Annotated in this window: 26 protein-coding genes and 2 pseudogenes; 22 read left to right on the top strand and 6 right to left on the bottom strand. The window is 62.2% G+C overall.

Annotated features, from left to right (window positions below; translation table 11 throughout):
- Window positions 1–91 precede the first annotated feature (91 nt).
- Window positions 92–274, top strand: coding sequence for a hypothetical protein (locus ASD36_RS01350; RefSeq protein WP_112834541.1), 183 nt, complete (start codon window positions 92–94; stop codon window positions 272–274).
- A gap of 114 nt (window positions 275–388) precedes the next feature.
- Here ASD36_RS01350 and ASD36_RS01345 read toward each other — a convergent pair whose 3' ends face one another.
- The 3 genes from ASD36_RS01345 to ASD36_RS01335 form a co-directional block, all read right to left on the bottom strand.
- On the bottom strand, window positions 389–934 hold the full coding sequence (locus tag ASD36_RS01345; protein WP_060503673.1) for a hypothetical protein: 546 nt from the start codon (window positions 932–934) through the stop codon (window positions 389–391).
- Window positions 927–1,514 (bottom strand): DUF1214 domain-containing protein, encoded by a 588-nt coding sequence (locus ASD36_RS01340; protein WP_060503672.1) that lies wholly within the window; start codon window positions 1,512–1,514, stop codon window positions 927–929. Before ASD36_RS01340 ends, ASD36_RS01345 begins: the two co-directional genes overlap by 8 nt.
- A gap of 250 nt (window positions 1,515–1,764) precedes the next feature.
- Complete coding sequence (locus ASD36_RS01335; protein ID WP_060503671.1) at window positions 1,765–4,014, bottom strand: transglycosylase domain-containing protein; 2,250 nt, start codon at window positions 4,012–4,014, stop codon at window positions 1,765–1,767.
- A gap of 149 nt (window positions 4,015–4,163) precedes the next feature.
- Between ASD36_RS01335 and ASD36_RS01330 the strand changes: the two genes are divergently transcribed.
- Complete coding sequence (locus ASD36_RS01330) at window positions 4,164–4,631, top strand: YcgN family cysteine cluster protein (protein ID WP_060503670.1); 468 nt, start codon at window positions 4,164–4,166, stop codon at window positions 4,629–4,631.
- A gap of 3 nt (window positions 4,632–4,634) precedes the next feature.
- On the opposite strand, the gene ASD36_RS01325 is transcribed toward ASD36_RS01330, so the two are convergent.
- Window positions 4,635–4,973, bottom strand: a complete 339-nt coding sequence (locus ASD36_RS01325) for an MmcQ/YjbR family DNA-binding protein (protein ID WP_060503669.1) — start codon at window positions 4,971–4,973, stop codon at window positions 4,635–4,637.
- 343 nt (window positions 4,974–5,316) lie between these two features.
- On the opposite strand from ASD36_RS01325, the gene ASD36_RS01320 reads away from it, so the two are divergent.
- Together ASD36_RS01320 and ASD36_RS01315 are read left to right on the top strand one after the other, a co-directional pair.
- A complete protein-coding gene (locus ASD36_RS01320; protein WP_060503668.1) occupies window positions 5,317–5,907 on the top strand; it encodes a hypothetical protein in 591 nt (196 codons plus the stop codon).
- A gap of 346 nt (window positions 5,908–6,253) precedes the next feature.
- A complete protein-coding gene (locus tag ASD36_RS01315; RefSeq protein ID WP_244482050.1) occupies window positions 6,254–7,498 on the top strand; it encodes a terminase family protein in 1,245 nt (414 codons plus the stop codon).
- Between the two features lie 439 nt (window positions 7,499–7,937).
- Here the strand turns inward: ASD36_RS01315 and ASD36_RS01310 are convergent, their stop codons facing one another.
- The gene (locus ASD36_RS01310; RefSeq protein WP_156393792.1) at window positions 7,938–8,087 is read right to left on the bottom strand and encodes a hypothetical protein; all 150 of its coding nucleotides are present in this window, start codon (window positions 8,085–8,087) and stop codon (window positions 7,938–7,940) included.
- A gap of 164 nt (window positions 8,088–8,251) precedes the next feature.
- Between ASD36_RS01310 and ASD36_RS01305 the strand changes: the two genes are divergently transcribed.
- From ASD36_RS01305 to ASD36_RS01255, 12 genes and pseudogenes are all read left to right on the top strand, one after another.
- Complete coding sequence (locus ASD36_RS01305) at window positions 8,252–8,872, top strand: hypothetical protein (RefSeq protein WP_060503666.1); 621 nt, start codon at window positions 8,252–8,254, stop codon at window positions 8,870–8,872.
- A 62-nt stretch (window positions 8,873–8,934) separates the two neighbouring features.
- Window positions 8,935–10,080 (top strand): phage portal protein, encoded by a 1,146-nt coding sequence (locus tag ASD36_RS01300; RefSeq protein ID WP_060503665.1) that lies wholly within the window; start codon window positions 8,935–8,937, stop codon window positions 10,078–10,080.
- 172 nt (window positions 10,081–10,252) lie between these two features.
- A complete protein-coding gene (locus ASD36_RS01295; RefSeq protein WP_060503664.1) occupies window positions 10,253–10,570 on the top strand; it encodes a DUF6107 family protein in 318 nt (105 codons plus the stop codon).
- Window positions 10,571–10,811: 241 nt separating this feature from the next.
- Window positions 10,812–11,033: pseudogene (locus ASD36_RS01290) on the top strand (HK97 family phage prohead protease); the annotation flags it as partial.
- Window positions 11,034–11,270: 237 nt separating this feature from the next.
- Window positions 11,271–11,372, top strand: a pseudogene (locus tag ASD36_RS31210) (phage major capsid protein); the annotation flags it as partial.
- 146 nt (window positions 11,373–11,518) lie between these two features.
- Complete coding sequence (locus tag ASD36_RS01285; RefSeq protein ID WP_060503663.1) at window positions 11,519–12,088, top strand: phage head-tail connector protein; 570 nt, start codon at window positions 11,519–11,521, stop codon at window positions 12,086–12,088.
- A gap of 2 nt (window positions 12,089–12,090) precedes the next feature.
- Window positions 12,091–12,426 (top strand): phage head closure protein, encoded by a 336-nt coding sequence (locus ASD36_RS01280; protein ID WP_060503662.1) that lies wholly within the window; start codon window positions 12,091–12,093, stop codon window positions 12,424–12,426.
- Complete coding sequence (locus ASD36_RS01275) at window positions 12,423–12,821, top strand: DUF3168 domain-containing protein (protein ID WP_060503661.1); 399 nt, start codon at window positions 12,423–12,425, stop codon at window positions 12,819–12,821. Before ASD36_RS01280 ends, ASD36_RS01275 begins: the two co-directional genes overlap by 4 nt.
- 73 nt (window positions 12,822–12,894) lie before the next feature.
- On the top strand, window positions 12,895–13,302 hold the full coding sequence (locus ASD36_RS01270; protein ID WP_060503660.1) for a phage major tail protein, TP901-1 family: 408 nt from the start codon (window positions 12,895–12,897) through the stop codon (window positions 13,300–13,302).
- Window positions 13,302–13,661 carry a gene transfer agent family protein gene (locus tag ASD36_RS01265; protein WP_060503659.1) on the top strand — a complete coding sequence of 120 codons (360 nt, stop codon included), beginning with the start codon at window positions 13,302–13,304 and terminating at the stop codon, window positions 13,659–13,661. The genes ASD36_RS01270 and ASD36_RS01265 overlap by 1 nt, the downstream gene beginning before the upstream one ends.
- Window positions 13,658–13,867: a rcc01693 family protein gene (locus ASD36_RS01260; protein WP_060503658.1), complete on the top strand. Its 210-nt coding sequence runs from the start codon at window positions 13,658–13,660 to the stop codon at window positions 13,865–13,867. The genes ASD36_RS01265 and ASD36_RS01260 overlap by 4 nt, the downstream gene beginning before the upstream one ends.
- 29 nt (window positions 13,868–13,896) lie before the next feature.
- Window positions 13,897–14,478, top strand: coding sequence for a phage tail tape measure protein (locus tag ASD36_RS01255; RefSeq protein ID WP_060503657.1), 582 nt, complete (start codon window positions 13,897–13,899; stop codon window positions 14,476–14,478).
- A gap of 180 nt (window positions 14,479–14,658) precedes the next feature.
- Here ASD36_RS01255 and ASD36_RS01250 read toward each other — a convergent pair whose 3' ends face one another.
- Window positions 14,659–15,273: a hypothetical protein gene (locus ASD36_RS01250; protein WP_060503656.1), complete on the bottom strand. Its 615-nt coding sequence runs from the start codon at window positions 15,271–15,273 to the stop codon at window positions 14,659–14,661.
- 187 nt (window positions 15,274–15,460) lie between these two features.
- Between ASD36_RS01250 and ASD36_RS01245 the strand changes: the two genes are divergently transcribed.
- The 6 genes from ASD36_RS01245 to ASD36_RS01220 all read left to right on the top strand — a co-directional run bounded on the left by ASD36_RS01245 (window position 15,461) and on the right by ASD36_RS01220 (window position 22,013).
- Window positions 15,461–16,102, top strand: coding sequence for a DUF2460 domain-containing protein (locus ASD36_RS01245; RefSeq protein ID WP_060503655.1), 642 nt, complete (start codon window positions 15,461–15,463; stop codon window positions 16,100–16,102).
- Window positions 16,099–16,989, top strand: coding sequence for a DUF2163 domain-containing protein (locus ASD36_RS01240; RefSeq protein ID WP_060503654.1), 891 nt, complete (start codon window positions 16,099–16,101; stop codon window positions 16,987–16,989). Before ASD36_RS01245 ends, ASD36_RS01240 begins: the two co-directional genes overlap by 4 nt.
- Complete coding sequence (locus tag ASD36_RS01235) at window positions 16,982–17,527, top strand: NlpC/P60 family protein (protein WP_082512065.1); 546 nt, start codon at window positions 16,982–16,984, stop codon at window positions 17,525–17,527. Before ASD36_RS01240 ends, ASD36_RS01235 begins: the two co-directional genes overlap by 8 nt.
- A gap of 5 nt (window positions 17,528–17,532) precedes the next feature.
- Entirely contained in the window at window positions 17,533–21,375 is a 3,843-nt protein-coding gene (locus ASD36_RS01230) for a glycoside hydrolase/phage tail family protein (protein WP_060503821.1), read from the top strand.
- Between the two features lie 60 nt (window positions 21,376–21,435).
- On the top strand, window positions 21,436–21,642 hold the full coding sequence (locus ASD36_RS01225) for a hypothetical protein (protein WP_060503653.1): 207 nt from the start codon (window positions 21,436–21,438) through the stop codon (window positions 21,640–21,642).
- 119 nt (window positions 21,643–21,761) lie between these two features.
- Window positions 21,762–22,013, top strand: coding sequence for a hypothetical protein (locus tag ASD36_RS01220; protein ID WP_060503652.1), 252 nt, complete (start codon window positions 21,762–21,764; stop codon window positions 22,011–22,013).
- Window positions 22,014–22,068 lie beyond the last annotated feature (55 nt).

The raw sequence follows: 22,068 nt of genomic DNA, 5'->3' as shown, positions 1-22,068 counted from the left end.
CTGAAAGGCTATGGGACGCGCCGGCCCGCAAAGCGGGCAGGGTGAAATCAGTACGGTAGTTCATCCGTCTCAACCATTTTTGGAGACGAGCATGGCAGAAATTATCAGACTGGAGGACCGCCTTGTGCGGGCACCGCCAAAACCATCCATGGGGCCGATTGTCCCCAGCAAGGCATTGATCCTGTTGTTTACCGGCATCCGCTACGAGCGGCTGGATGGTCACCCGGACAACACGCCGGCGAAACCAGCCCCCAGCCGGGCAAAGAAGCATTGATATTCTTTCCGGTTTGAAACCTCACGGTGAGGACTGGCGCCTGTTGGAATTATTTTTTGAAATTTCGTTGGTGAAGACCGTACGGCCGCGCCGCGCGGGGGCATTCTCCAAATATTACCGCCGGAAGGGCTCGCAGCTTGATTCGGCCAGGAAGTTGCGCACGGTTTCCTCATAGCTGCCCGTGGGCGCCAAGGCGCGCAGGACGGCATATCCCTCCTCGTCCGGCATGGCCACCATGATCGACTGGGCGAGAGCGGGTGGCGGCGTCTTTCTGAGATCGACAAGCTGGATCGGTGTTGCCATGACCAGATCAAGGTTGCCGTTGACGGCCGTATGATCGTTCATGCTGAAAATCTCGTTGGAATTGGCGTCATAGATCGCCAATGACCAGAAGGGGACGGCCCCCTTGGCGACGAACCGGGCTGGCCCGGCATCCACCGAAAATCCGCAGACGGCGACCCGCAGGAACGGATCGTCATTGGCAAGCCCCGTCGGGCCTGGCTCGCTGGTCAGCGGGAAGAAGCTATCCATCTCGTAGAGGCCGAGCACCCGGCTATAGGCGTCCTTGCCGGTAAATTGCGGCAAGGCGAGAATGATGACGATGTGCAGCAGGGCCGCGCCGACCAGGCCGACAAGGATGGCGAAAAATGCGCTACGCATTCGGGCACCCCGTCTTGATGATCTTCGGCATGGCGAGATCGATGACGCCGGAGGAACCGGCCGTCGGGGTGTCGAGCAGAGTCAGCACCAGTTTGAAGGCGCCGGTGCGGCGTATTGCCAGCCAGTTGTCGGGCTGGGCGACCGGCGAGACATGGATGACGAACGAACTGTCGGGCTGGCGCAGCACCGTCCAGGCGTTGATCGCCGACGGCAGTTCCGGGTCAGTCTTCATCGACTGGTCGTTGGCATTGGTGGCGTAGAGCGTCCAGAAACGGGCAGGCGGGGTGATGCCGGCGATATCATAGGTGCAGCCGGAGGACAGCTTCTCGCCGGTGCTGTCCATGGCAGCGGTAAACTGCAGGCCTTCGGCTCCGCCATACAGCAGCTTGCCGGCCCGCGCCCGGTGCGCCTTCGCATACGGATCGGTGTTTTCGGTCTGCGCGTCCGGAAAAGCCACCCATGGACCGAGCGCAATCGCCCCGAACCCGACCGTCGCCTTCAGCGCCGATACACTCGAAACGATGCCGGCGCCAAAGGCGACGGACAGGGCAAGGGCGACGAGGAGGGGGATGCGGAACAACGTGGACTACCGGTGATTTGATGGGGTGTCGAGGGAAAAGAATGGTTTCGGGAGTTCGGCAAGATACCCCCCTCTGTCACTCCGTGACATCTCCCCCACAAGGGGGGAGATTGGTCGCGAGTTCAGTGCTGCACCCGTCAGGTGGCCTGCGAAATCTATGGTAATCTCCCCCCTTGTGGGGGAGATGTCCCGGAGGGACAGAGGGGGGCGACTGGGCCGGAGGGCAGCCATCGCCGCCGTGATGGAAACATCACTGGCTCCCATCCCGGCCTCCTTTGACGATGGTGCCAGTCGGTTGCGGATCGAGTTCAGCGACCTTGCCGGGAGTTTCGGCCGGGACCTTCAGGTCAGGGGCCGTATCGAATTTTTCGCCCAGCGACTTCAGCATCCGGGTCACCTCCGACGAGAGCGAACGGGGGCGCACCAGCGGTGGCAGGGCATTTTCGTCGGCGGGTTTCGCGGCTGCGGTTTCCGCTTGCTTCTTCTTCGCATCCGGTCCTGGCAGCGGGTTTTTGATGCCGGGAATGGCCCGGTGCTCGATACCCTGCTCGGCATAGTCCATCAGCCGCTTGAAGGTCATGGCGGGGAGCGAGCCGCCGGTCATGTTGTTGGTCGAGGTATAGTCGTCGTTTCCGAACCAGACGGCGGTGGTGTAATCGCCGGTGAAGCCGACGAACCAGGCGTCGCGATAGGCTTGCGTCGTGCCGGTCTTGCCGCCCGTGACGATGCCGTTGTCGAGGGCTGCCTTGCGGGCCGTGCCGATGACCGGGATCTGGGTCAGCATGTAGTTCATCGAGGCGTTGGCCTGCTCGCTGACAACGCGCTGGGCGGGCGGTTCGTCGCGATTGAAATCATAGAGAATATCGCCGTCATAATTGAGGATCTGGCTGATACCGTGGCGGCGCGATTGCAGGCCGCCCGCCGGAAAGACCGCGTAGGCCGTCGCCTGATCGAGCACTGTGACTTCGGACGTGCCGAGCGGCATGGTCTTATCGGTGCGGATCGGCGTTTCGACGCCCATCTTCTTGGCGGTTTCGGCGATGATCTCGGTGCCGAGCGTATCCTTGGCAAGCCGCACCGGCACGGTGTTGATCGATTTGGCGATGGCGGTGAGCAACGTCACCTTGCCGGAATAGCTGCCCTTCGAATAGTTCTGCGGCGACCAGCCGCGCCAGGTGATCGGCGCATCGCTGATCGTTGATTCCGGCTTCAGGCCCGTCTCCATGGCGGCCGTATAGGTGTAGACCTTGAAGGACGAGCCCGGCTGACGCAGCGCCTTGGTGGCGCGGTTGAACTGGCTTTCGCCATAGTCCCTTCCGCCGACCATGGCGCGGACCGGGCCGCCATTCTCGATCATCACCATGGCGCCCTGCTTGACCTTGTAGGTCTCGCCATATTGCCGAAGGCTCGATTCGACGGATTCTTCCGCCGCCTGCTGCAGGCCCATGTCGATGGTGGTGCGCACGACCAGCGAATGCTGGGCGAAGGGGGTGGCGATGCGCTTGGTTTCGTCGAAAGCCCAGTCGAGGAAGAAATCCGGCGCGCTGACTTCGGCGCGGTCGATGACCGTTGCCGGGTTGAGGCGCGCGGCAATCACCTGGCCTTCGGTCATCAGTCCGCCCTGGACGAGATTGGTCAGGACCTCGTTGGCGCGGGCGCGGGCGGCAGGCAGGTTGACATGCGGCGCATAGCGGGCTGGCGCCTTGAACAGGCCGGCCAGCATGGCGCTTTCGGCCAGATTGATATCGGTGATGTTCTTGCCGAAATAGAACTGCGACGCCGCCGCCGCCCCGAACGTGCCGCCGCCCATATAAGCGCGGTCGAGATAGAGGCGCAGGATTTCCTTTTTCGAGAGGTTGCATTCGAGCCAGACGGCCAGGAAGGCTTCCTTGATCTTGCGCTCGATGGTGCGCTCGTTCGACAGGAACAGGTTTTTCGCCAGCTGCTGGGTGAGCGTCGAGCCGCCCTGGACAACGCCGCCGGCGCGCGCATTGATGGTCATGGCGCGGGCAAGGCCGAGGAAGTCGATGCCGTAATGATCGAAGAAGCGGCGGTCTTCGGTGGCAAGCACCGCCTTGACCAGCGTGTCCGGCAGTTCATCGATCGGCACGGAATCCTCGTGGATGATGCCGCGATGGCCGATCTCGTTGCCGTAGCGGTCGAGGAACGTAACGGCGAAATCGCCCTGCGCCCGCCAGTTGCCCTTGGTGTCTTCAAAGGCCGGAAGGGCGAGTGCCAGCATCAGCACCGAGCCAACCGTGCCCCAGGTCATGCCTTCGCCAAGCACCTCGAACACAGCCTTCTTCCAGCCGCGAACGCGAAAACGGCGGAAGAAGATGGTGATGTCCTCCCACCAGACGCCAAGCCGGAAACCGGCATTCCAGACGGTCGAATCGATCCAGGAATCGATGCGCAGCAGGATATGGCGCTTCCTCGGACGGTCATCCTGTGCGGCGCCGTTTTCCGGGTTCGGGCTGTCGTCTTGGCTTGGATCCTGCAACGCGATCGCATCCTGGTGGCTTCAAATCCCATGCGATATTTGCATGGGCCGGGTTTCTATTCTACGCCGATATCGATAATGAGCCTTAAAAAACCGGCAATGTTTTGAAAAATGGTCGCCGAAATCCAACAGATGGAAGAATGAGCGTCATGGGCGAACAGCCCTTCTGGAAGACAAAAACGCTGGCCGAGATGACGGGCGCTGAATGGGAAAGCCTGTGCGATGGCTGCGGGCTCTGTTGTCTCAACAAGCTGGAAGACTGGGATACGGGCGAGATCGCCTGGACCAATGTCGGCTGCACGCTGCTCGATGGCGAGAGCTGCCGATGCAAGGATTATCCCAACCGGCAGGCGACGGTGCCGGACTGTATCCAGCTGACGCCGGAAGAAGTGGAAACCTTGAGCTGGCTGCCGCCGACCTGCGGCTACCGGCTGGTGCGCGACGGGATCGATCTCTACTGGTGGCATCCGCTGGTATCCGGGGATCCGGAAACCGTGCATCAGGCGGGCATTTCGGTGCGCGGCCGCACGGTCAGCGAAGACGATATCGACGTCGAGGACCTCGAGGATTATCTGGTGGAATGGCCGCTGACGGTGGGCGAACACAGCGCACGCTAAGGGCTATTGCGCCGGAACCGCCGGTTTCAAAAGGCTTTTCGGCGCGACGTTGCGCCAGGCGGTATCCATTACATGGCCGATGATGTCGTCATCGGCGTCCATGAAATAGACGGATGTCCAGCCTTTCAGACCCCAGCCGCCGGGGACGGCAGCGCAAACGCCGGGCTCGGTTTCGAGGAACAGTTTCTGCTGGTCAGGGGTGAACTTGACGACCGCACGGCCGGCTTCCGGCAGGGACATGAAGATGCGGTTGCCGACGCGAAAATCGCGCTTGCCGAAATGGGCGCTCTCGACGGCTCCCGGCAGGCCCAAAGCCCGCTTTTCCAGGTCCTCGGTTCTCATCGGAAAAGTGTAACACGCCCGGGAAGATGCGCAAAACTCAAGAAAATAATCCTAATAGGAAAATAATCCTTGACGGCGTGACGGTTGTTTGATAGGGTTATGGCACAGTCGGAAAAGTGGGTGAGGCGGGATGCTTCGGCACTCTTGCAGTAGCGATGTTGGCCGGGTTTTCCGGATGATTTGAGATTGCGGCCCCCTCATCCGGCCCTGCGGGCCACCTTCTCCCCGTTGGGGAGAAGAGGGAGAGAGCGGCGGGTTCCGCGGCGTGATTTGGTTTTCAAAGTGGTCACCCCACCCCGGAGCTGCGCCCTCAAGGCGAGGGTGAGTTTCAAAGGACATTGTCATGACGTCTGATCTGGATTTCGATCCGGAGCTGTTTGGCCTGTGGCCGAAGGCGCCGGTCTATGGCGGGGTGGTGGCGCAGGATGTGGATGCGGAGCTTGAGGATATTGCCCGGCGGGTGATCCTCGAGACCAAGGCGGAGACCGTCTCGCCGCTCGATGAGCTGCAGGACATGCTGAACGGCATGACGAGGGAATTGCGCGAGCAGATGCAGCAGTTCCAGCGGTTGCGGCTTTTGGCTGACGGCAGGGCGGAGGCGGTGGGCGAGGAGATCGACCGCAAACTGATCCAGGCCGACGCCAAGGCGAGCATCGAGGCGATGTCGGTGATCGTGCGGACATTGGAAAAGATCGACAGCCTGCAAAGGACGATTGCGCATGACCGGCAGATGATGGCTGAGCGGGACTTCGATGAGGCGGGTTTTCAAAAGCTTCAGTTTGAGTTCGAAGCCCGGATTGAAAGCCGAGCACAGGATATTGCCCGTGAACGCGAACAACAACGAGCGAGAGAGACGGCAACTGGATGCGTTGAGGCAGAGCGTTCGCTTGCCGAGCGAGCCATCGGCGACGCCCGGTCCAGTGGACCGTCGTGAGCGGTGCCGGACGAAGACCTTGACTGGAAAGAAGGATGGGATCGCCGCATTTCACAGTACCGGAGTGGGCCGGACGCTCGATCTGCACGTCAATACCGAACGGTTGCTGGAACGGCTGAAGGGTAACCTGTTGCGAGATAATCGGGAGCAGGCTGCTAGTGGCGAGAAGGGGCACTATGCGGCGCCCGCTAACGTAATCGAAGAACCGTTGAGTGGCACAATGGCCAATCCCGTTGGGAACCTGCAAGGTCTGGCCCTCGGCACCGGCGACACGTTGTTAACCAGCGGAAATCCTCCCCAAGCTGTAGGTTCTCCTGCAGGACATGCGGGAGCGGCCAAGGTTTTTATGATCGCCGACGCGGCCAGAATCCATCGTCTGCTCGCGACCTGGAGCAATACCAGCCGTTCAGAACAAAGGCCGCCGGAAGGCGATTGGCGGGTCTGGCTTCTGATGGGTGGGCGCGGGTCGGGAAAGACGCGGGCGGGCGCCGAATGGATACAGGAATTGGCGGCCGGAAAGACGGCACGGCCGGGATTGCGGATCGCGCTGGTGGCCGAGACGTTGGGTGATGCCCGCGAGGTGATGATCGACGGTGTGTCCGGCATCTGCCGGATTGCCCGAAGAAACAGACCGGATTTCGAGGCGTCGCGGCGCAGGCTCATTTGGCCGAACGGCACGGTGGCGCAGATCTTTTCATCGGAAGACCCCGAAAGCCTGCGCGGGCCGCAATTCGATTACGCCTGGTGCGACGAACTGGGTAAATGGAAACACGGGCAGGAGACTTGGGATATGCTGCAGTTTGCGCTGCGGCTTGGCGATCGTCCACGCGCTTTGGTGACGACGACACCACGACCGGTGCCGGTGCTGAAGGCGCTGATCGCCGATCCCGGCACGGCGGTGTGCCGCATCCGCACTAGCGACAACGCCGTCAATCTGGCACCCGGGTTTCTTGCAGCCATGAGCGGGCGGTATGGCGGCACGCGTCTGGGACGGCAGGAACTGGACGGCGAACTGATCGAGGATCGCGAGGATGCGCTCTGGTCACGCGCCGGGATTGAGGCGCTGAAACTGCGCGATACCGGGCCGCTTGGCCGGATCGTCGTTGCGGTCGATCCGCCGGCGGGCATGGGGCAGGGCTCTTGCTGCGGTATCATCGTGGCGGGGCTTGATCGCACCGGGCGTGGTGTCGTGCTGGCCGACTGTTCTGTCGAGGGCGCAAGCCCGGCCGGATGGGCGAATGCGGTGGTGCGCGCTTTCAGGCGTTTCGATGCCGACCGGATCGTTGCCGAGGTCAATCAGGGCGGCGACATGGTCTCTGCCGTGCTGCGCGGCATCGATGCGCAGCTGCCGGTGACATCAGTGCGGGCATCGCGTGGAAAATGGCTGCGGGCGGAACCGGTGGCAGCGCTCTACGAACAGGGCCGGGTGGTGCATGCCGGGTCGTTTGCGGCATTGGAGGACCAGATGTGTGATTTCGGGCCGGATGGATTGTCGTCAGGCCGTTCACCGGACCGGCTGGATGCGCTGGTCTGGGCGCTGACGGCACTTATGCTGGACGGCGGCGGCGAGCCACGGGTCAGGGGGATTTGAGGAGTGATGCCACGATCTCCCTCTTCTCCCGGCGGGGAGAAGTGCCGAGCGGATACGAGGCGATGAGGGGGGCTTTCGGTGAGTTCAGAGCATGCCGCCCCCTCATCCGGCCCTTCGGGCCACCTTCTCCCCGCTGGGGAGAAGAGGGATTACGCCGAACGCCATATGCGATTGTCTACCCTCAAGGGAAGGAACATGGCTTCAAGGTGAGACTATTGGCGGGTTATTTGCCTGCCGTGGCAACGGGCCTTGGTGCCGCAGAGGCGGTTTCGCGAATCTCGCGCCATTCGTTTTCGAGGCGGTCGAACAGGGCCTGGGAAATTTGCTGAGCCGGCATGGGCGATCCTTTCGTTGATTTCTGCAACGGCCGATAACGCAGGCGGGACTGGAAGGTTCCGCAGCGGTTGTGTGCTGGCAGTTGAAAAATACGCAGGAGCGATCAGCGCTTGCCGTCTTCGTCCGCGGGAGACTTCGGCGCGGAGGACGCATTGGCGCGCATCTGCTGCCAGGCGTTTTCGAACCGGTCGAGGATATGCTGCGGGACCGTTGCGCGGGTGGTGTCGGCCTGTATCTTGCTTTGCGCGTTCATTCGATCCTCCTCGATCAGGGACAACATCATGTTGCTCAATTCAGATTTCATATCTTAAACGCAAAGTAAATCAGGGCATTAAACAGTTTAAACGATTTAAATTGGTTAAATCGATTTAGAGTCACGAGATTTTTTAGGGTCGTGCGACCGGAAACGGAGAAAGAATGCCGTTTGTGCGAAAAGCCTTCTTTGATGCGGTGCGTGTTTCCCTGTTCGACGCCGTGTTGAAACGGCATCAGGTGGCGGGGCTGACGGCGATTCTTGATCGCGGCGAAAGCGCCGTAGCGCTTGATGACCGTTGGCTCGCCTATATGCTGGCGACGGCGCATCACGAAACCGGGCGGACGATGCAGCCGGTGCGCGAGACGTTTGCCGCAAGTGACGCACGGGCGATCGTCCTTCTCGACCGCGCGTTTGAACAGGGCCGTCTACCTTCCGTCTCGACGCCCTATTGGCGGCGGGACGTGGAGGGAAAGACCTGGCTTGGGCGCGGGCTGGTGCAGCTGACGCACAGGGCCAATTACGAAAAGATGACGCTTGCAACCGGGGTCGACCTTATCGCCCAACCGGAGCGGGCGATGGAGATGGGTGTTGCCGTCGACATCCTGTTCATCGGCATGCAGACCGGCGCGTTTACCGGCAAGAGGCTCGGGCAGTATTTCTCACAAGACAAAGAGGATTGGACCGGCGCCCGGCGGATCATCAACAGCCGCGACAGGGCGGCGCTGGTGGCAGGCTATGGCAGGCGATACCTGGCGGCGCTCCGCGACGCCCGGGCAGCTTAGGCGCTTCCGGTTTCTTTTTCCCTTTCGATCCGCGCTCAAGCGGCCATCAAGGATCACGACCGATGAAAAATCCATTCCGTCTGCCGTGGCGCCGCCCGGTGGAGAACGCGCACGAAACCAAGGCCGCATCGGGCTTTGTTACCCTTGCACAGGAGGGGCGAGCGCACTGGACCGGGCGGTCCTATGCGGCACTTGCCCGCGAGGGGTTCATGCGCAATCCGGTGGCGCACCGGGCCGTGCGGCTGATTTCGGAGGGGGCGGCAAACGTGCCGCTGCTGGTCTACGAGGGAACGCAGGAGCGGAGCGAGCATCCGGTGCTGGCATTGCTGGCACGGCCGAATGGGCGGATGGGCGGGCATGATTTTCTGGAAGCGCTCTACGGCCATCTGCTGTTGTCCGGCAATGCCTATATTGATGCGGCCGAGATCGGTGGCACGGTGCGTGAACTGCATCTGCTGAGGCCGGACCGGGTTCGCGTCCTTGAAGGGCGGGATGGCTGGCCGGAGGGGTATGAGTACCGGGTGGGCAATCTGGCGCGGCGGATTTCGGCTGGTGACGATGGATTGCTGCATCTGAGGCTGTTTCATCCGCTTGACGATCATCTCGGCTTTCCGCCGCTGGCGGCAGCGCAGATGGCGCTCGATCTCTCCAATGCGGCGGCGACCTGGAACAAGGCGCTGCTCGACAATTCCGCCCGGCCTTCCGGCGCGCTGGTCTACCAGCCGAAGGAGGGCGGCAATCTCTCGGCCGATCAGTACGACCGGCTGAAGAGCGAGCTGGAGGACGGCTATTCCGGCCCGATCCGCGCCGGGCGGCCGCTGCTTCTAGAAGGCGGGCTGGACTGGAAGGCGATGGGGCTTTCGCCGAAGGACATGGATTTCGTTGAGGCCAAGAATGGTGCTGCGCGCGACATCGCGCTTGCCTTCGGCGTGCCGCCGATGCTGCTCGGCATTCCCGGCGACAACACCTATGCCAACTATCAGGAGGCCAACCGCGCGCTTTACCGGCTGACTATCCTGCCGATGGTTTTTCGCACCGCAGCAGCTTTGTCCGGCTGGTTTTCCGGGCGATTGGGCGAGGCGCTGAAACTGGTGCCGGATCTTGATCAGGTAACCGGATTGACTGGCGAGCGCAGCGAGATCTGGGCACGGATGAAGGATGCGGATTTTCTGACCGACGAGGAGAAGCGGCAGGCGGTGGGCTATTGAAGTGACGCGTGAGGCTGCGGATTCAGTTTCTCAATCTCGCCCTGCAACCGATTCAAAAGATTCAGAGAATGCTTCAGCTCACGCGACGTCATGCTGTGCATCACCTCGCGGCAGTTGGCTGCGGTTGGGTGAAGATGATGCAATTCCGATAATAGCATCAAGGGCTTAACAAATGGCTGATTTTGGCAATGACCCGGGCCTTTGGGCTGCCAAGGGGATCGGCGCTGCGGCCGGGGCTGCGGTGTCGCTGATATACATGCTGCCGAAGGGCCGGCGTGAGGCTGCTTCCCGCTTTTTCACCGGCCTTTCCTGTGGGCTGATTTTCGGCGGGCCGGCGGGGCTGTGGATTGTCGGCAAGCTCGATATTGCCGGCAGCCTTTCAGGTGCCGAGGTGATGCTGACGGGTTCGGCGGCGGCGAGCCTTATGGCCTGGTGGGTAATGGGAGCGGCCGTGCGCGTGGCAGAGCGGTTCGGCAGGCGGCCGGATTAGGCAGGCACAAGTGGCGCTGCCGGCTATCGCCCCGGGCGGAGCAAATGTTTCCGCCCGGGTGTGTTCCTGCCGCATCGCATCCTGCGTCAGTCCACGGCCGTCCCTCGAAGACGACCCGGGTCGAGATAGGCCGGGGTCGCGAGCGATCAACCCCGGGTTTTGAATAATTTTGGTAGCAAGGCGTTGACGCCTTCGGCTGGCCTTGCCGTCCTCTGCATTTCCAATCATCGGAGAAAGACACATGACGACCGACAGGATGCCTGTCTGGCGAACGCAGAAGTTTGCCAACCTGACGTTGTCCGGGGTGACCGGGGAGGGCCGGTTTTCCGGCTATGCCAGCGTTTTTGGCGAGGTGGATCTTGGCAAGGATGCGATAGCGCCGGGCGCTTTCCAGCAATCACTCATCCGGCGCGGGGCATCTGGTGTGCGCATGCTGTTCCAGCATGATCCCGGCGAGGCGCTTCGGTCTCCCCACGAATATCGATATCATCGGCACAATGAATACAGCCGACCGATCTATCGCGCTGTTGGACACGGCGCTCACAGCTGAACGCACGGGCGGGATTAAAGCATTTGAGTCGGTAAAGTTTCGTTAACAATGTTGCCGCCGTTTAAGGAGGATGGGCGTTTCGACGCAAAGGCGACGGGCTGTAACCAGCGACATGCATGCGCGGCTCAATGCGCTGGCGAAGTAGTTTAATTCACAGCCAACACTTAGGTGCTGTTCTACACCACCAAGCGCGTCGGCGGGGGAGTGCAAAATTTCGAGGCTATCAAGCTGATTAAATTCGCGGCATCTTGAATAAGCGTAAGGCCGCCCTTTCTCAAAGGGTGCAACCATTCGCGCCGCGGTCTTCCCTGCCGCAGTGCGCGAGGGTGGACGCAGCTCCCCTCCCGCTGCGTCCACCCATTTTCTTGCCCCATTGCCTCATCGCGACGGAGATATCCATGACCATCACCGAACTGGCGCCGCCGCTCGGCGAGCCGCTGACGCTTGCCGAGACCAAGGCACATCTGCGTGTCGAAACCAGCGCCGACGATACGCTGATCGCCGGGCTGATCCGCACCGTGCGCGAACATCTGGAGCGGCAGACAGGACTATCGCTTTTGACCCGGACCTTCCGGCTCTATCTCGACGACTGGCCGCCGGGGCGGGTGATTCAGATTGGCAGGGGGCCGGTGCAAACGATTGAAGCGGTTACGGTTTATGATGCGGCCGGCCTGCCTGTTACCATCGATGCCACCGGTTTCGTGCTGGACGGCCAAGCGCGTCCGGCGCGGCTGATCTTGCCGCGGCAACCGGAGCCGGGACGGGCGATCAACGGTATCGAGATCGATTTTTCGGCCGGTTTCGGCGCGACCGGTGCGGATGTGCCGGACATGTTGAAACGGGCGATGCTTCTACACCTGGCGCTGCTCTACGAGTTTCGCGGCGCGGTTTCGCCGGGCAGCCAACCGGCGGCGGTGCCTGCCAGCTACGACCGGCTGATCGCGCCCTTTTGCCGGCGGGGGCTTTGAGCATGGGAACCGTCATGCTCGATCCCGGGCAATTATCGGCGCGGCTGGACCTGGAGATGCGCAATGATGCCGGTGATGGCCAGGGTGGTATTGTGGCGGGTTTTGTGCCGGTGACGTCGCTCTGGGCGCGGATCGAACACGTTTGCGTCAGCGAGGAGGAGCGGGCGGATGCGGAGATGTTCACCGTGACGCACCGTATCTGGATCCGGTTTCGCGAGGATATCGCGGCGGATATGCGGTTTTGCAAGGGGGCGCGGATTTTTACGATCCGGGCCTTTCACGATCCGGACGAGACACGGCGCTATCTCGTCTGCCGTTGTGCGGAGGAGGGGCGATGAGTGCGGCGGGAGCCTTGCAGAAGGCAGTCTTTGCAAAGCTTGCCGGAGACCTGGCGCTGACGGCGTTGATCGGGCCGGACGGGGTTCACGATCATCTGCAGCCACGATCGCATAGGCCCTGCATTGTTATCGCCGCAATCGAGAGCCGGGATGCTTCGACGGCCAGTGAAGCGGGGGAAGAGCATCTGGTCACGCTGGAGGCGCGCACGGGCGAAGGTGGAAACCGGGTGGTGCAGGAGATTGCCGCACGGGTGCGGACGCTGCTGCACGATACGCCTCTCGTTCCTACCGGGTTTGCGTTGGTCAGCATCCTGCATCAACGCACGAAGACAAAGCGTGATGCCAAGGCCAAGGGGCATGTGGCGGAAATGGTGTTTCGGGCAGTAACGGAATGACGTTTCGCTTGGCGAAATAGGATTTCATCGGCGTCCCCAGCGGGCGCCTTTTTTGTTTCTGGAAGGATGAAACATGGTGGCGCAGAAGGGGAAGGATCTTCTCTTGAAGATCGACAATGGCGGTTCTTACCTGACGGTGGCGGGGCTGCGGTCGAAACGGCTGGCGTTCAATGCCGAGACGGTGGACGCGACGGATGCGGAATCCGCGGGCCGATGGCGGGAGCTTCTGGGTGGCGCGGGCGTGCAGCGCGCCTCCATATCGGGCGCCGGTATCTTCAAGGATCAGAGTTCGGATGCGCTGGTGCGGGCAGCTTTCTTTAACGGCGCCATCCTCAACTGGCAGATCGTCATTCCGGATTTCGGCACGCTGACCGGGCCGTTCCAGGTGACGGCGCTCGAATATTCCGGCCAGTACAATGGCGAAATCCTTTTTGAAACGGCGCTGGAATCGGCCGGTGCTCTGACCTTTGCGGCGCTGTGATGAGCGGGCGGAGTACGGGAACGGCAGGCCGGGCGAACCGGCATCGCGGCGAGGTGGAGGCGGTCATCGGCGGTGAGCGGCGCATCCTCTGCCTGACGCTCGGCAGTCTGGCCGAGTTGGAGATGGCGTTTGCGGCTGACAATCTGATGGATCTGGCGGCACGGTTTTCCGCCGGGCGGCTGAAGGCAGAGGACATGATCCGGATCTTGAGCGCCGGTCTGCGCGGTGGCGGCAATCTGGTGTCGGACGAGGATGTTGCTGTCATGAGCCTCGACGGCGGCATTGCCGGGCTGGCGCGGCTGACCAGCGAACTTCTGGCGGCGACTTTTGGTGGCGCGGAGGACGGCGCAAACCCTTGAGTGCCGCAGCGGGCAATGGCTTGCCGCCTCCGTTTCCGTGGGGGCCGGTGATCCATGCCGGGCTTTGCCTGCTGCGGCTTCCAGCCCCCGTCTTCTGGTCGATGACGCCGCGCGAGATGCAGGCCGCATTCGGTGGGCTGCAGCCTGCCGCTGCCGTTGCGGATCGCTCTGGCATGGAGGCGCTGATGGCGGCGTTTCCAGACTGAGATGGTGAGCCTTTTTCGAGGAGATCGTGATGGAACAGGACGAGATCGGGTTTTCGGCAGCGGCCGATGATGCGGATGCCTGGAAGGATGTGCTCGACGATCTGGAGCGGCGTTCGCGCTCGTTCGGTTCGGCGCTGACCGGGGCTTTGGCCTCGGCGACGCGGGGCGGCAAGGGGCTGGAGGATGTGCTGCGTGGCGCCGGATTGCGGCTGACGGAGATCGCGCTTTCAGCAGGGTTGAAGCCGCTCGAGGGACTGCTCGGATCGGCGATCTCGGGGCTTGCCGGGAGTTTTGGGGGCGCGACGGCTTTTGCCAATGGTGGCGTGCCGGGCAGGGTGACGCCGTTTGCTGCTGGAGGTGTCGTCTCAACGCCGACCTATTTTCCAATGGATGGACAGATGGGGCTGATGGGCGAGGCCGGATCGGAGGCGATATTGCCGTTGAAGCGCGGTTCGGATGGATCGCTGGGCGTGGCGTCCTCAGGTGGCGGTGGGCCGATGAATGTCGTCTTCAATGTGACGGCGTCTGATGTGCAGAGTTTTCGAAAGTCGGAGGGGCAGATCGCGGCGATGCTGACGCGCACGGTGGGGCGGGGACGGCGGGGGATTTGAGGAGAGGCTTCTCCGTCGCGGTGGCCATCACCCTCAGATCATGTGTTCGGGCCGACCGACCAGATCATCGCCCAGATCGAGGAGCTTTTTCCAGACTGGTTATCCCGTCGGGACCTTCCGGATTGCATCGATGTGACGTTGCATCGGCGGCAAAGTGGCATGAGGGAGGCAAGCTAGCTACTAGTCGAACAATCCCAAAAATTCGTCGGAAAGATCACGCCGGCAGATCGCTACGGTCTTCTGTGTCTTCAAGTCAATTGGGTACCACACGGTAGCTCCGGTTTCCGCGCAAACTCCCTTCGGTACAATGTAGGAGCCGTCATGAGCATACAGCTTTCCGCTGTTATCGTCTCCGTCGCCAATTGGATAAAGCATCAGCGTTGGCTTGAGCCGTTGCGCGTCCTTAATCTCCGCCTTGGCGATAGGTATACGTACCAACGCAAGACGACGGTGGAACGAGTCCAGCCTCTCGTACGGCTCCTTGCGGGTCCTCGTCTGTTCGCACGCGGCACGGATCGGCTCGTAGCTTGCGAGAAGCCAGCTATCGGAGAGGGTGCAGATAAGGTCTGTTGCAAAGCTGAATTGTTTTTCGGGGCCTATGATCTCTTCCAGATGCTCCTGTTCAAGCTGCCTCAGCATGAGGTCAAGCTTGCTGACCTCCGAGACCGAAAGACTGTGGGCACGACCAGCCACGACGCCCAGCGTGTTCATCACGTTCACCCATTTGCGCGCCTCATTAGGATAGTTAACGAGACCCATCGTGTAAATTGCCTGCAGCAGCGCCGTAGCCTTCATTCAAGCTCCTCCATTCGTCGACCGTACTCGGCAGTGCCGTACCAAGCAACTCGCGACTTCCCCGTACCCGCAGAGAGGGAGCAGGGAATCGCAGTTGCCAACGCGCCAGCGGCAGAAAAACGCTGCCGCCGTGCAGCAATCCCTGAAGACTCCCTGTCAACCGATTCAACACACAGCGGAAAACACCATGACAACAGGATTTCATGAAGTCCGGTTTCCCTTGCGCCTGGCTTTGGGAACGAGCGGCGGGCCGGTCAGGCGGACGGATATTGTCAGCCTTTCGAACGGGCGGGAAAACCGCAACCGGCGCTGGCGTGATGCGCGCAGGCACTATGATGCGGGATCGGGGATCAAGTCTGTTGGCGACCTTTATGCGGTGCTGGAGTTTTTCGAGGCGCGGGCGGGGCAGCTTTTCGGGTTCCGGTTTCGCGATCCCGTCGATTTCAAGTCCTGTGCGCCGGGTGGAACGGTGAGCGCCAATGATCAGCTTGTTGGAACGGGTGATGGCGTGACCGCCGTGTTCCAGTTGGCGAAGACCTATGGCGATGCGGGTGGTGCGAGCGTGCGCGAGATCGCCAAGCCGGTTCTGGGCAGTGTGGTCATGTCGGTTGGTGGGATTCTGGTGGTGCCTGCCGATTTTACGCTCGATGCGGCAAGCGGGCGGGTGACGTTTCTGCCATCGAAAATTCCGGCAAGCGGCGTTGCGATCAAGGCAGGGTTCGAATTCGATGTGCCGGTGCGCTTCGATACCGACCGGATCGATGTCGATCTGGGGCAGTTTCAGGCCGGGCGCATTCCGTCGATTCCTTTGGTGGAGATCAAGCCATGAGAACGCTCACCGCAGCCCTTGCCGAACACCTGGACGGCGATGCGACAACGATGTGCCATTGTTGGAGGGTGACGCGGCGCGACGGGGTGGTGCTCGGCTTTACCGAGCATGATCACGACCTCCGTTTTGATGGCACCGATTTTCTGGCCGCCAGCGGGTTTCAGGCCGCCGACAGCGAGGCGGCAAGCGGACTTTCCGTCGAGGCAGGCGAGGTTGCGGGTGGGTTTTCCAGCGCCGCGATCAGCGAGGCGGATGTGATCGCCGGACGTTATGACGGCGCCAGGGTCGACGTGTTCCAGGTGAACTGGCAGGCGCCGGATCAGCGCATTCTGCTGCGCGTGCAGGAGATCGGCGATGTCGTGCGCGCGGGCGGCGCTTTTCGTGCTGAGTTGCGGCGGCTGACGCACAAGCTGGATCAGGTGCAGGGGCGGATTTACGGGCGGCGCTGTGATGCCGTGCTTGGCGATGGGCGGTGCAGGGTAAACTTGAGCAATCCGGCCTACCGGGGCAGCGGCGCGATCATGGCTGTTCTGGGCGAGACGCGGATCCGGGTGACGGGGCTCGATGCAGCGATGGCAGGGTTTTACCGGTATGGCATGTTCCGGTTCGTTGGCGGTGCCAATGCCGGGCATGCCTGCGATATCGAGGATCACCGCAAGGATGCTGACGGGGTCACGCTTTCGCTCTGGCTGCCGCCGCCTTTGCCGCTGGTGGCGGGAGATAATTTCACCGTGACGGCGGGATGCGACAAGAGTTTTGCCACTTGTGGCGGGACGTTTGCAAATCGCCTGAACTTCCAAGGGTTTCCGCATATGCCGGGGACGGATTTTGCCTTCGGTTATGCGGATGGCGATGCGGTGCATGATGGGCGGGCGCTTTATGAGTGACGACCGCGCGGAGGATCATTTGGTTGGTTCGGAGGCTGCGGTCCCCCTCATCCGGCCCTGCGGGCCATCTTCTCCCCGATGGGGAGAAGAGGGAGATCCAGCCGTTGGCTTTGCGCGCGAAATCGTTTCGGTTGCACGGAGCTGGATCGGGACGCCGTACCGGCATCAGGCGAGCCTGAAGGGCGTTGGTTGCGATTGTCTGGGCCTGGTGCGGGGTGTGTGGCGGGAAATCTATGGTTCCGAGCCGGAATTGCCGCCGGCCTATCAGCCGGATTGGGCGGAGCGCAGCGGCGAGGATCGGTTGCGCGGGGCGGCGCGGCGGTATTTCGGGGCGGAGCTTCCGGCCGCGGAAATGCAGCCGGGCGATTTGCTGTTGTTTTGCTGGCGGCCGGACTTTCCGGCCAAGCATGCGGGAATTCTCAGTACCGAAGACAGGTTCATCCATGCCTATGAACAGGCGGCGGTGATCGAGTCGGCGCTCGTTCCGTCCTGGCGGCGGCGGATTGCCGGTGTATTCCGTTTTCCCGGAAAGGTTTGACGATCATGGCAACCATTCTTCTGCAGGCTGCCGGTGCAGCGCTTGGCAGCGTGTTCGGTCCGGTTGGCGCGGTGCTTGGCCGCGCGGTTGGTGCGCTTGCGGGCTCGGTGATCGACCGCTCGATCATCAACGGCATGACGACGGTTTCCGGCGCCCGGCTGGGCGATGCGCGCATACCCGGTGCCGAGGACGGCACGGCGATCACGCGGGCCTATGGCACGGTGCGCATCGGCGGCACACTGATCTGGGCGACACGGTTTGAAGAAGAAGTGCGGGTCGAACGGCAGGGCGGCAAGGCGAGCGGGCCGCGGGTCGAGACGTTTCGCTACTATGCCAATTTTGCCCTTGGGATCTGCGAGGGCGAGATTGCCTGCGTTCGCCGGGTCTGGGCGGACGGGCGGGAGCTGGACCTGACCGGGATCGAGATGCGCATTTATCGCGGGACAGCCGGTCAATTGCCCGATCCGTTGATCGAGGCCAAGCAGGGCGTGGGGAAAGCACCGGCCTACCGGGGGCTCGCCTATGCCGTGTTCGAGCGTTTGCCATTGGATAGTTATGGCAACCGGATTCCGGTGATCCAGTTCGAGGTCTTGCGGCCGACCGGTACGCTCGAAAAGCAGATCCGCGCCATCACGATCATTCCGGGTTCGAGCGAATACGGCTATCACCCTGGCGTCGTCAGGGAAGAGACCGGAGCCGGTGCGAGCCGGTTGATCAACCGCAACGTTTTTCATGCGAGTTCCGACTGGCGTGCGTCTATCGATGAATTGCAGGCGCTCTGCCCGAACCTTGAGCGGGTGGCGCTGGTGGTGTCCTGGTTCGGAACGGATTTGCGGGCTGGTCATTGCCGGATCGAGCCCGGCGTCGAGACGCCGGTGCGGCGGGGGGAAAGCCTGGCCTGGTCGGTGTCGGGAATTTCGCGTGGTGGTGGGAGGCTGATCAGCCGCAATGATGGCGCCCCGGCCTATGGCGGCACGCCGGGCGATGCGAGCGTGGTGGCGGCGATTGCTGACCTGAAGGCACGTGGGTTGGAAGTCTATCTCTATCCTTTCGTGATGATGGACATTGCGGCCGGGAACACGTTGCCCAACCCTTATGGCGGTACGGGGCAACCTGCCTATCCCTGGCGGGGGCGGATTACCGCGGATCCGGCGCCGGGGCTTGCGGGCGCTGCCGACAGGACGATGGCGGCGCGCACGCAGGTGGCGGCGTTTTGCGGAACGGCCACGGTGGCGGATTTTGCCGTTTCGGGCACGTCGGTGAGATCGGTTGCTGCGGACGACGGGTATCGCCGGCTGGTGCTTCACTACGCGTTGCTGAGCAAGGCGGCGGGCGGGATTTCCGGATTCATCATCGGCTCCGAATTGCGCGGGCTGACCCAATTGCGCGATGGGACGGGCGCGTTTCCTTTCGTCGAGAAGCTGGTGGATCTTGCGGCCGATGTCCGGGCCGTTCTCGGTGCGGCCACCAAGCTGACCTACGGGGCGGACTGGAGCGAGTATTTCGGCTATCACCCGGCGGATGGGTCTGGCGACGTGCTTTACAATCTCGATCCGCTCTGGGCATCGGCCAATATCGATGCCGTCGGGATCGACAATTACATGCCGCTGTCCGACTGGCGTGACGGAGACCTGTTTCAGGGAAATGCGGATGGTTTCCGGCTGGCGGAAGATGCCGACGCGATGCGCAGGATGATCACTGCCGGCGAGGGGTATGACTGGTATTACGCCAGCATGGACGATCGCCGCGGCCGTATCCGCACGCCGATTACCGACGGGCTGGCGGGAAAGCCATGGGTCTACCGCTACAAGGATATTGCCAATTGGTGGGGGCAGATGCATCGCAACCGGATAGGCGGCGTCGAGCAGGCTGTGCCGACGGCCTGGGTAGCGGCCTCCAAACCCGTCTGGTTCACCGAACTCGGTTGCCCGGCGATCGACAAGGGGGCGAACCAGCCGAACGTCTTTACTGATCCGAAATCGTCGGAAACGGCGGTTCCGTATTTTTCGAACGGCGCGCGCGGCGATGCCATGCAACGCCGGTTTCTACAGGCGCAGCACCGGTTCTGGCAAGGCTCGGGCGCACCCGCATGTGTTGATCCGGATCATATGTTCGTCTGGACCTGGGACGCGCGACCGATGCCGGCCTTTCCGGAGAATACGGCGCTCTGGTCCGACGGCGCCAATTGGCAGACCGGGCATTGGGTGAACGGCCGGTTGGGTGGGGCGACGGCGGCCGACGTGATCGCGGCGGTACTTGCCGATCACGGATTTCAGGGCGGCGATGTAAGCTGCGTCAGCGGTGATCTCAGCGGTTATGTGCAGTCGGAGCAGGTGTCGGCGCGTGATGTGCTGGAGCCGCTGATGGCAGCGCTGCAGATCGATGCTGCTGAAGACGGGGCGAAGTTGCGGTTCCGGTCGCGGATGAAACAGGCCTCGCAGCCCAGGGCCATTGCAGTGCTGGCGGATCTCGACGGACAGCCGCTGTTTGAGGAGACGCGCAGCCACGACAGCGATTTTGCCAGCGAGGCGATCCTCGACCGGTTCGATCCGGGAAATGCGTTTGAGCGAACCACCGCCCGTTCCCGCCGGGTATCGCCGGCCAATGACCGGGTGTTGCGGCTTTCACTGCCGGGGGTGATGCATGAAGGGGCGTCGGCAAGTGCTGTCGAGGACGCGCTGCGCGATCATCAGGTGTCGAGGCGCAGCGTACGCTTTTCGCTATCGCCGGCGGCACTGGCGTTCGAGCCGGGTGATGTGGTCGCCTTCGACGATGGACCGGAGGGCAGTTTTATTGTCAGCCGGATCGAGGATGGCGCGGCACGTTCGATCGAGGCGCGGGCGTTTGTGCCGTCGAGCGGCGGCCGCCCGGTTCAGCCGTCAAAACCGATCGTTCCGCCGCGCAGGCCATCCGACGGGTTCTCTCCCGTTGTGCACCTGATGGACCTGCCACAATACGTGGCAGGCAATGCCAGCAGTTTTGCCCGGGCCGCTGTCTTTGCCAGGCCATGGCGCGTGGTGACGCTTTCTTCATCGGCAACGGCGGAAGGTTATCAGGCGCGGGTGCGGCTGGGGCAACCAGCGCAGACGGGTGTCTTGGCGGCGTCGCTTGGTGCAGGTGTTACCGGCAGGTTTGATGCCATGCATACGCTGACGCTTGATTTACATTTCGGTGGATTGTCTTCGGCAGGCCGCCTTTCCGTTCTCAACGGGCGCAACCGCGTGGCGATCCTTGCTTCGAATGGTGTCTGGGAAATCATCGGTTATCAGAGCGCTGAGGAAATTTCTGCCGGGCGCTGGCGGCTGACAAAGCTTTTGCGGGGTCTGCACGGGACCACGGATGCGATGCTGGCGGGGAGTGCTTCCGGTGCTCCGGTGGTGGTGCTCAATGCGGCGGTCAGGCCGTTGGCCCTGAGCCCCGACGAGGCGGGGCGTGTGATCAACTGGATCGCCGAGGCGAGCGGGCAGGCCGCTCAGCCAAGCGGTCCCTTTGCCTTTGCCGGTGGCTTGAGGGCCGAGAGGCCGGTTGCGCCGGTGCATCTGCGGGGGCGGCGTCTTGAGGGCGGTGGTATCCGAATCACCTGGACCCGCTGCGCCCGCCGGGAGGCCGACCACTGGCTCGACGGTGATATCGCGCTGGATGAGCCCCAGGAACGATATCGTATCGACATTCTCGCCGGGACGAGCGTCAAGCGGTCCTTCGACGTGTCCGAACCGGTGTTGCACTATGCCGCGGGTCTCGAGATCGAGGATTTCGGCGCGCCACAGGCAGACTTGTCGGTTCGCGTCCGGCAGCGCGGCCAGAAGGTTGCCTTCGGCGTGCCGGCACAGGCGCTGCTCAGCCTGTAACACCCCGGCTTTCCCATTCAAGTCAAACTCAAATTCAGCAAACCGGACGAGGAGCGTCAAATGAACGATTTGAAGACCTGGTACATGTCGAAGACCGTCTGGGGTGGCGTGGTGGCAATCCTGGCATCCTGCGCCAACCTGCTGGGATTGGAGGTCGCGCCTGACGATGAAAGGGGAGTTGTGGATGGACTGACTGCGCTGGCGGCCGCAGTGGGCGGACTGATTGCCATCTGGGGCCGGATTTCAGCGCGCTCGCGTTTGCGCTAGACATTGCGCAAACCGGGTGGTGGCGGCACATTCATTTGCCATTCAGACTGTATCGTTTATTAAATCTGCAACAATGCATCCCAAGCCACCAATCTTGTTTTCAATGCGAAAGTGCGTTCATGTCCTCACCCTTGATCATAGCAACGCTTGCAGCGGGCCTGTCCGGATTCGCGCCGCCTGCGATTGATGTGCCATCGATGGTTGTCGCTGTGGACGGCGATTGTGGTCAGGCGGCGGCCGAGGTGGTTGCCAAGACCGGTGGCGAACTGCTGTCGGCGCAGCCGACGGGCGACGGCAAATGTGTCGTCACCGTGCTAATCCCCGGCAATGGCGGCCGCCCGAAAAAGGTGACGATGCGGGTGCCGATGTAGCCGCAGAATGCCTGCCTTCAAGACATTCTCGAAACGGATGAAATAAGGTAAGCAG

The organism is Rhizobium sp. Root1334 (assembly GCF_001426665.1).
Lineage (GTDB): Bacteria > Pseudomonadota > Alphaproteobacteria > Rhizobiales > Rhizobiaceae > Pararhizobium.
The sequence above is the reverse complement of the archived record's forward strand: the minus strand, read 5'-3'. Positions and strand labels throughout refer to the sequence as shown.

Coding starts and splice junctions, on each gene's coding strand:
- ASD36_RS01330 (WP_060503670.1), top strand. CDS start 4,164: ATGGGCGAACAGCCCTTCTGGAAGACAAAAACGCTGGCCGAGATGACG.
- ASD36_RS01235 (WP_082512065.1), top strand. CDS start 16,982: ATGAGTGACGACCGCGCGGAGGATCATTTGGTTGGTTCGGAGGCTGCG.
- ASD36_RS01300 (WP_060503665.1), top strand. CDS start 8,935: ATGAAAAATCCATTCCGTCTGCCGTGGCGCCGCCCGGTGGAGAACGCG.
- ASD36_RS01270 (WP_060503660.1), top strand. CDS start 12,895: ATGGTGGCGCAGAAGGGGAAGGATCTTCTCTTGAAGATCGACAATGGC.
- ASD36_RS01250 (WP_060503656.1), bottom strand. CDS start 15,273: ATGAAGGCTACGGCGCTGCTGCAGGCAATTTACACGATGGGTCTCGTT.
- ASD36_RS01225 (WP_060503653.1), top strand. CDS start 21,436: ATGAACGATTTGAAGACCTGGTACATGTCGAAGACCGTCTGGGGTGGC.
- ASD36_RS01230 (WP_060503821.1), top strand. CDS start 17,533: ATGGCAACCATTCTTCTGCAGGCTGCCGGTGCAGCGCTTGGCAGCGTG.
- ASD36_RS01275 (WP_060503661.1), top strand. CDS start 12,423: ATGAGTGCGGCGGGAGCCTTGCAGAAGGCAGTCTTTGCAAAGCTTGCC.
- ASD36_RS01220 (WP_060503652.1), top strand. CDS start 21,762: ATGTCCTCACCCTTGATCATAGCAACGCTTGCAGCGGGCCTGTCCGGA.
- ASD36_RS01345 (WP_060503673.1), bottom strand. CDS start 934: ATGCGTAGCGCATTTTTCGCCATCCTTGTCGGCCTGGTCGGCGCGGCC.
- ASD36_RS01265 (WP_060503659.1), top strand. CDS start 13,302: ATGAGCGGGCGGAGTACGGGAACGGCAGGCCGGGCGAACCGGCATCGC.
- ASD36_RS01325 (WP_060503669.1), bottom strand. CDS start 4,973: ATGAGAACCGAGGACCTGGAAAAGCGGGCTTTGGGCCTGCCGGGAGCC.
- ASD36_RS01240 (WP_060503654.1), top strand. CDS start 16,099: ATGAGAACGCTCACCGCAGCCCTTGCCGAACACCTGGACGGCGATGCG.
- ASD36_RS01310 (WP_156393792.1), bottom strand. CDS start 8,087: ATGAACGCGCAAAGCAAGATACAGGCCGACACCACCCGCGCAACGGTC.
- ASD36_RS01320 (WP_060503668.1), top strand. CDS start 5,317: ATGACGTCTGATCTGGATTTCGATCCGGAGCTGTTTGGCCTGTGGCCG.
- ASD36_RS01305 (WP_060503666.1), top strand. CDS start 8,252: ATGCCGTTTGTGCGAAAAGCCTTCTTTGATGCGGTGCGTGTTTCCCTG.
- ASD36_RS01350 (WP_112834541.1), top strand. CDS start 92: ATGGCAGAAATTATCAGACTGGAGGACCGCCTTGTGCGGGCACCGCCA.
- ASD36_RS01285 (WP_060503663.1), top strand. CDS start 11,519: ATGACCATCACCGAACTGGCGCCGCCGCTCGGCGAGCCGCTGACGCTT.
- ASD36_RS01280 (WP_060503662.1), top strand. CDS start 12,091: ATGGGAACCGTCATGCTCGATCCCGGGCAATTATCGGCGCGGCTGGAC.
- ASD36_RS01255 (WP_060503657.1), top strand. CDS start 13,897: ATGGAACAGGACGAGATCGGGTTTTCGGCAGCGGCCGATGATGCGGAT.
- ASD36_RS01245 (WP_060503655.1), top strand. CDS start 15,461: ATGACAACAGGATTTCATGAAGTCCGGTTTCCCTTGCGCCTGGCTTTG.
- ASD36_RS01295 (WP_060503664.1), top strand. CDS start 10,253: ATGGCTGATTTTGGCAATGACCCGGGCCTTTGGGCTGCCAAGGGGATC.
- ASD36_RS01315 (WP_244482050.1), top strand. CDS start 6,254: ATGATCGCCGACGCGGCCAGAATCCATCGTCTGCTCGCGACCTGGAGC.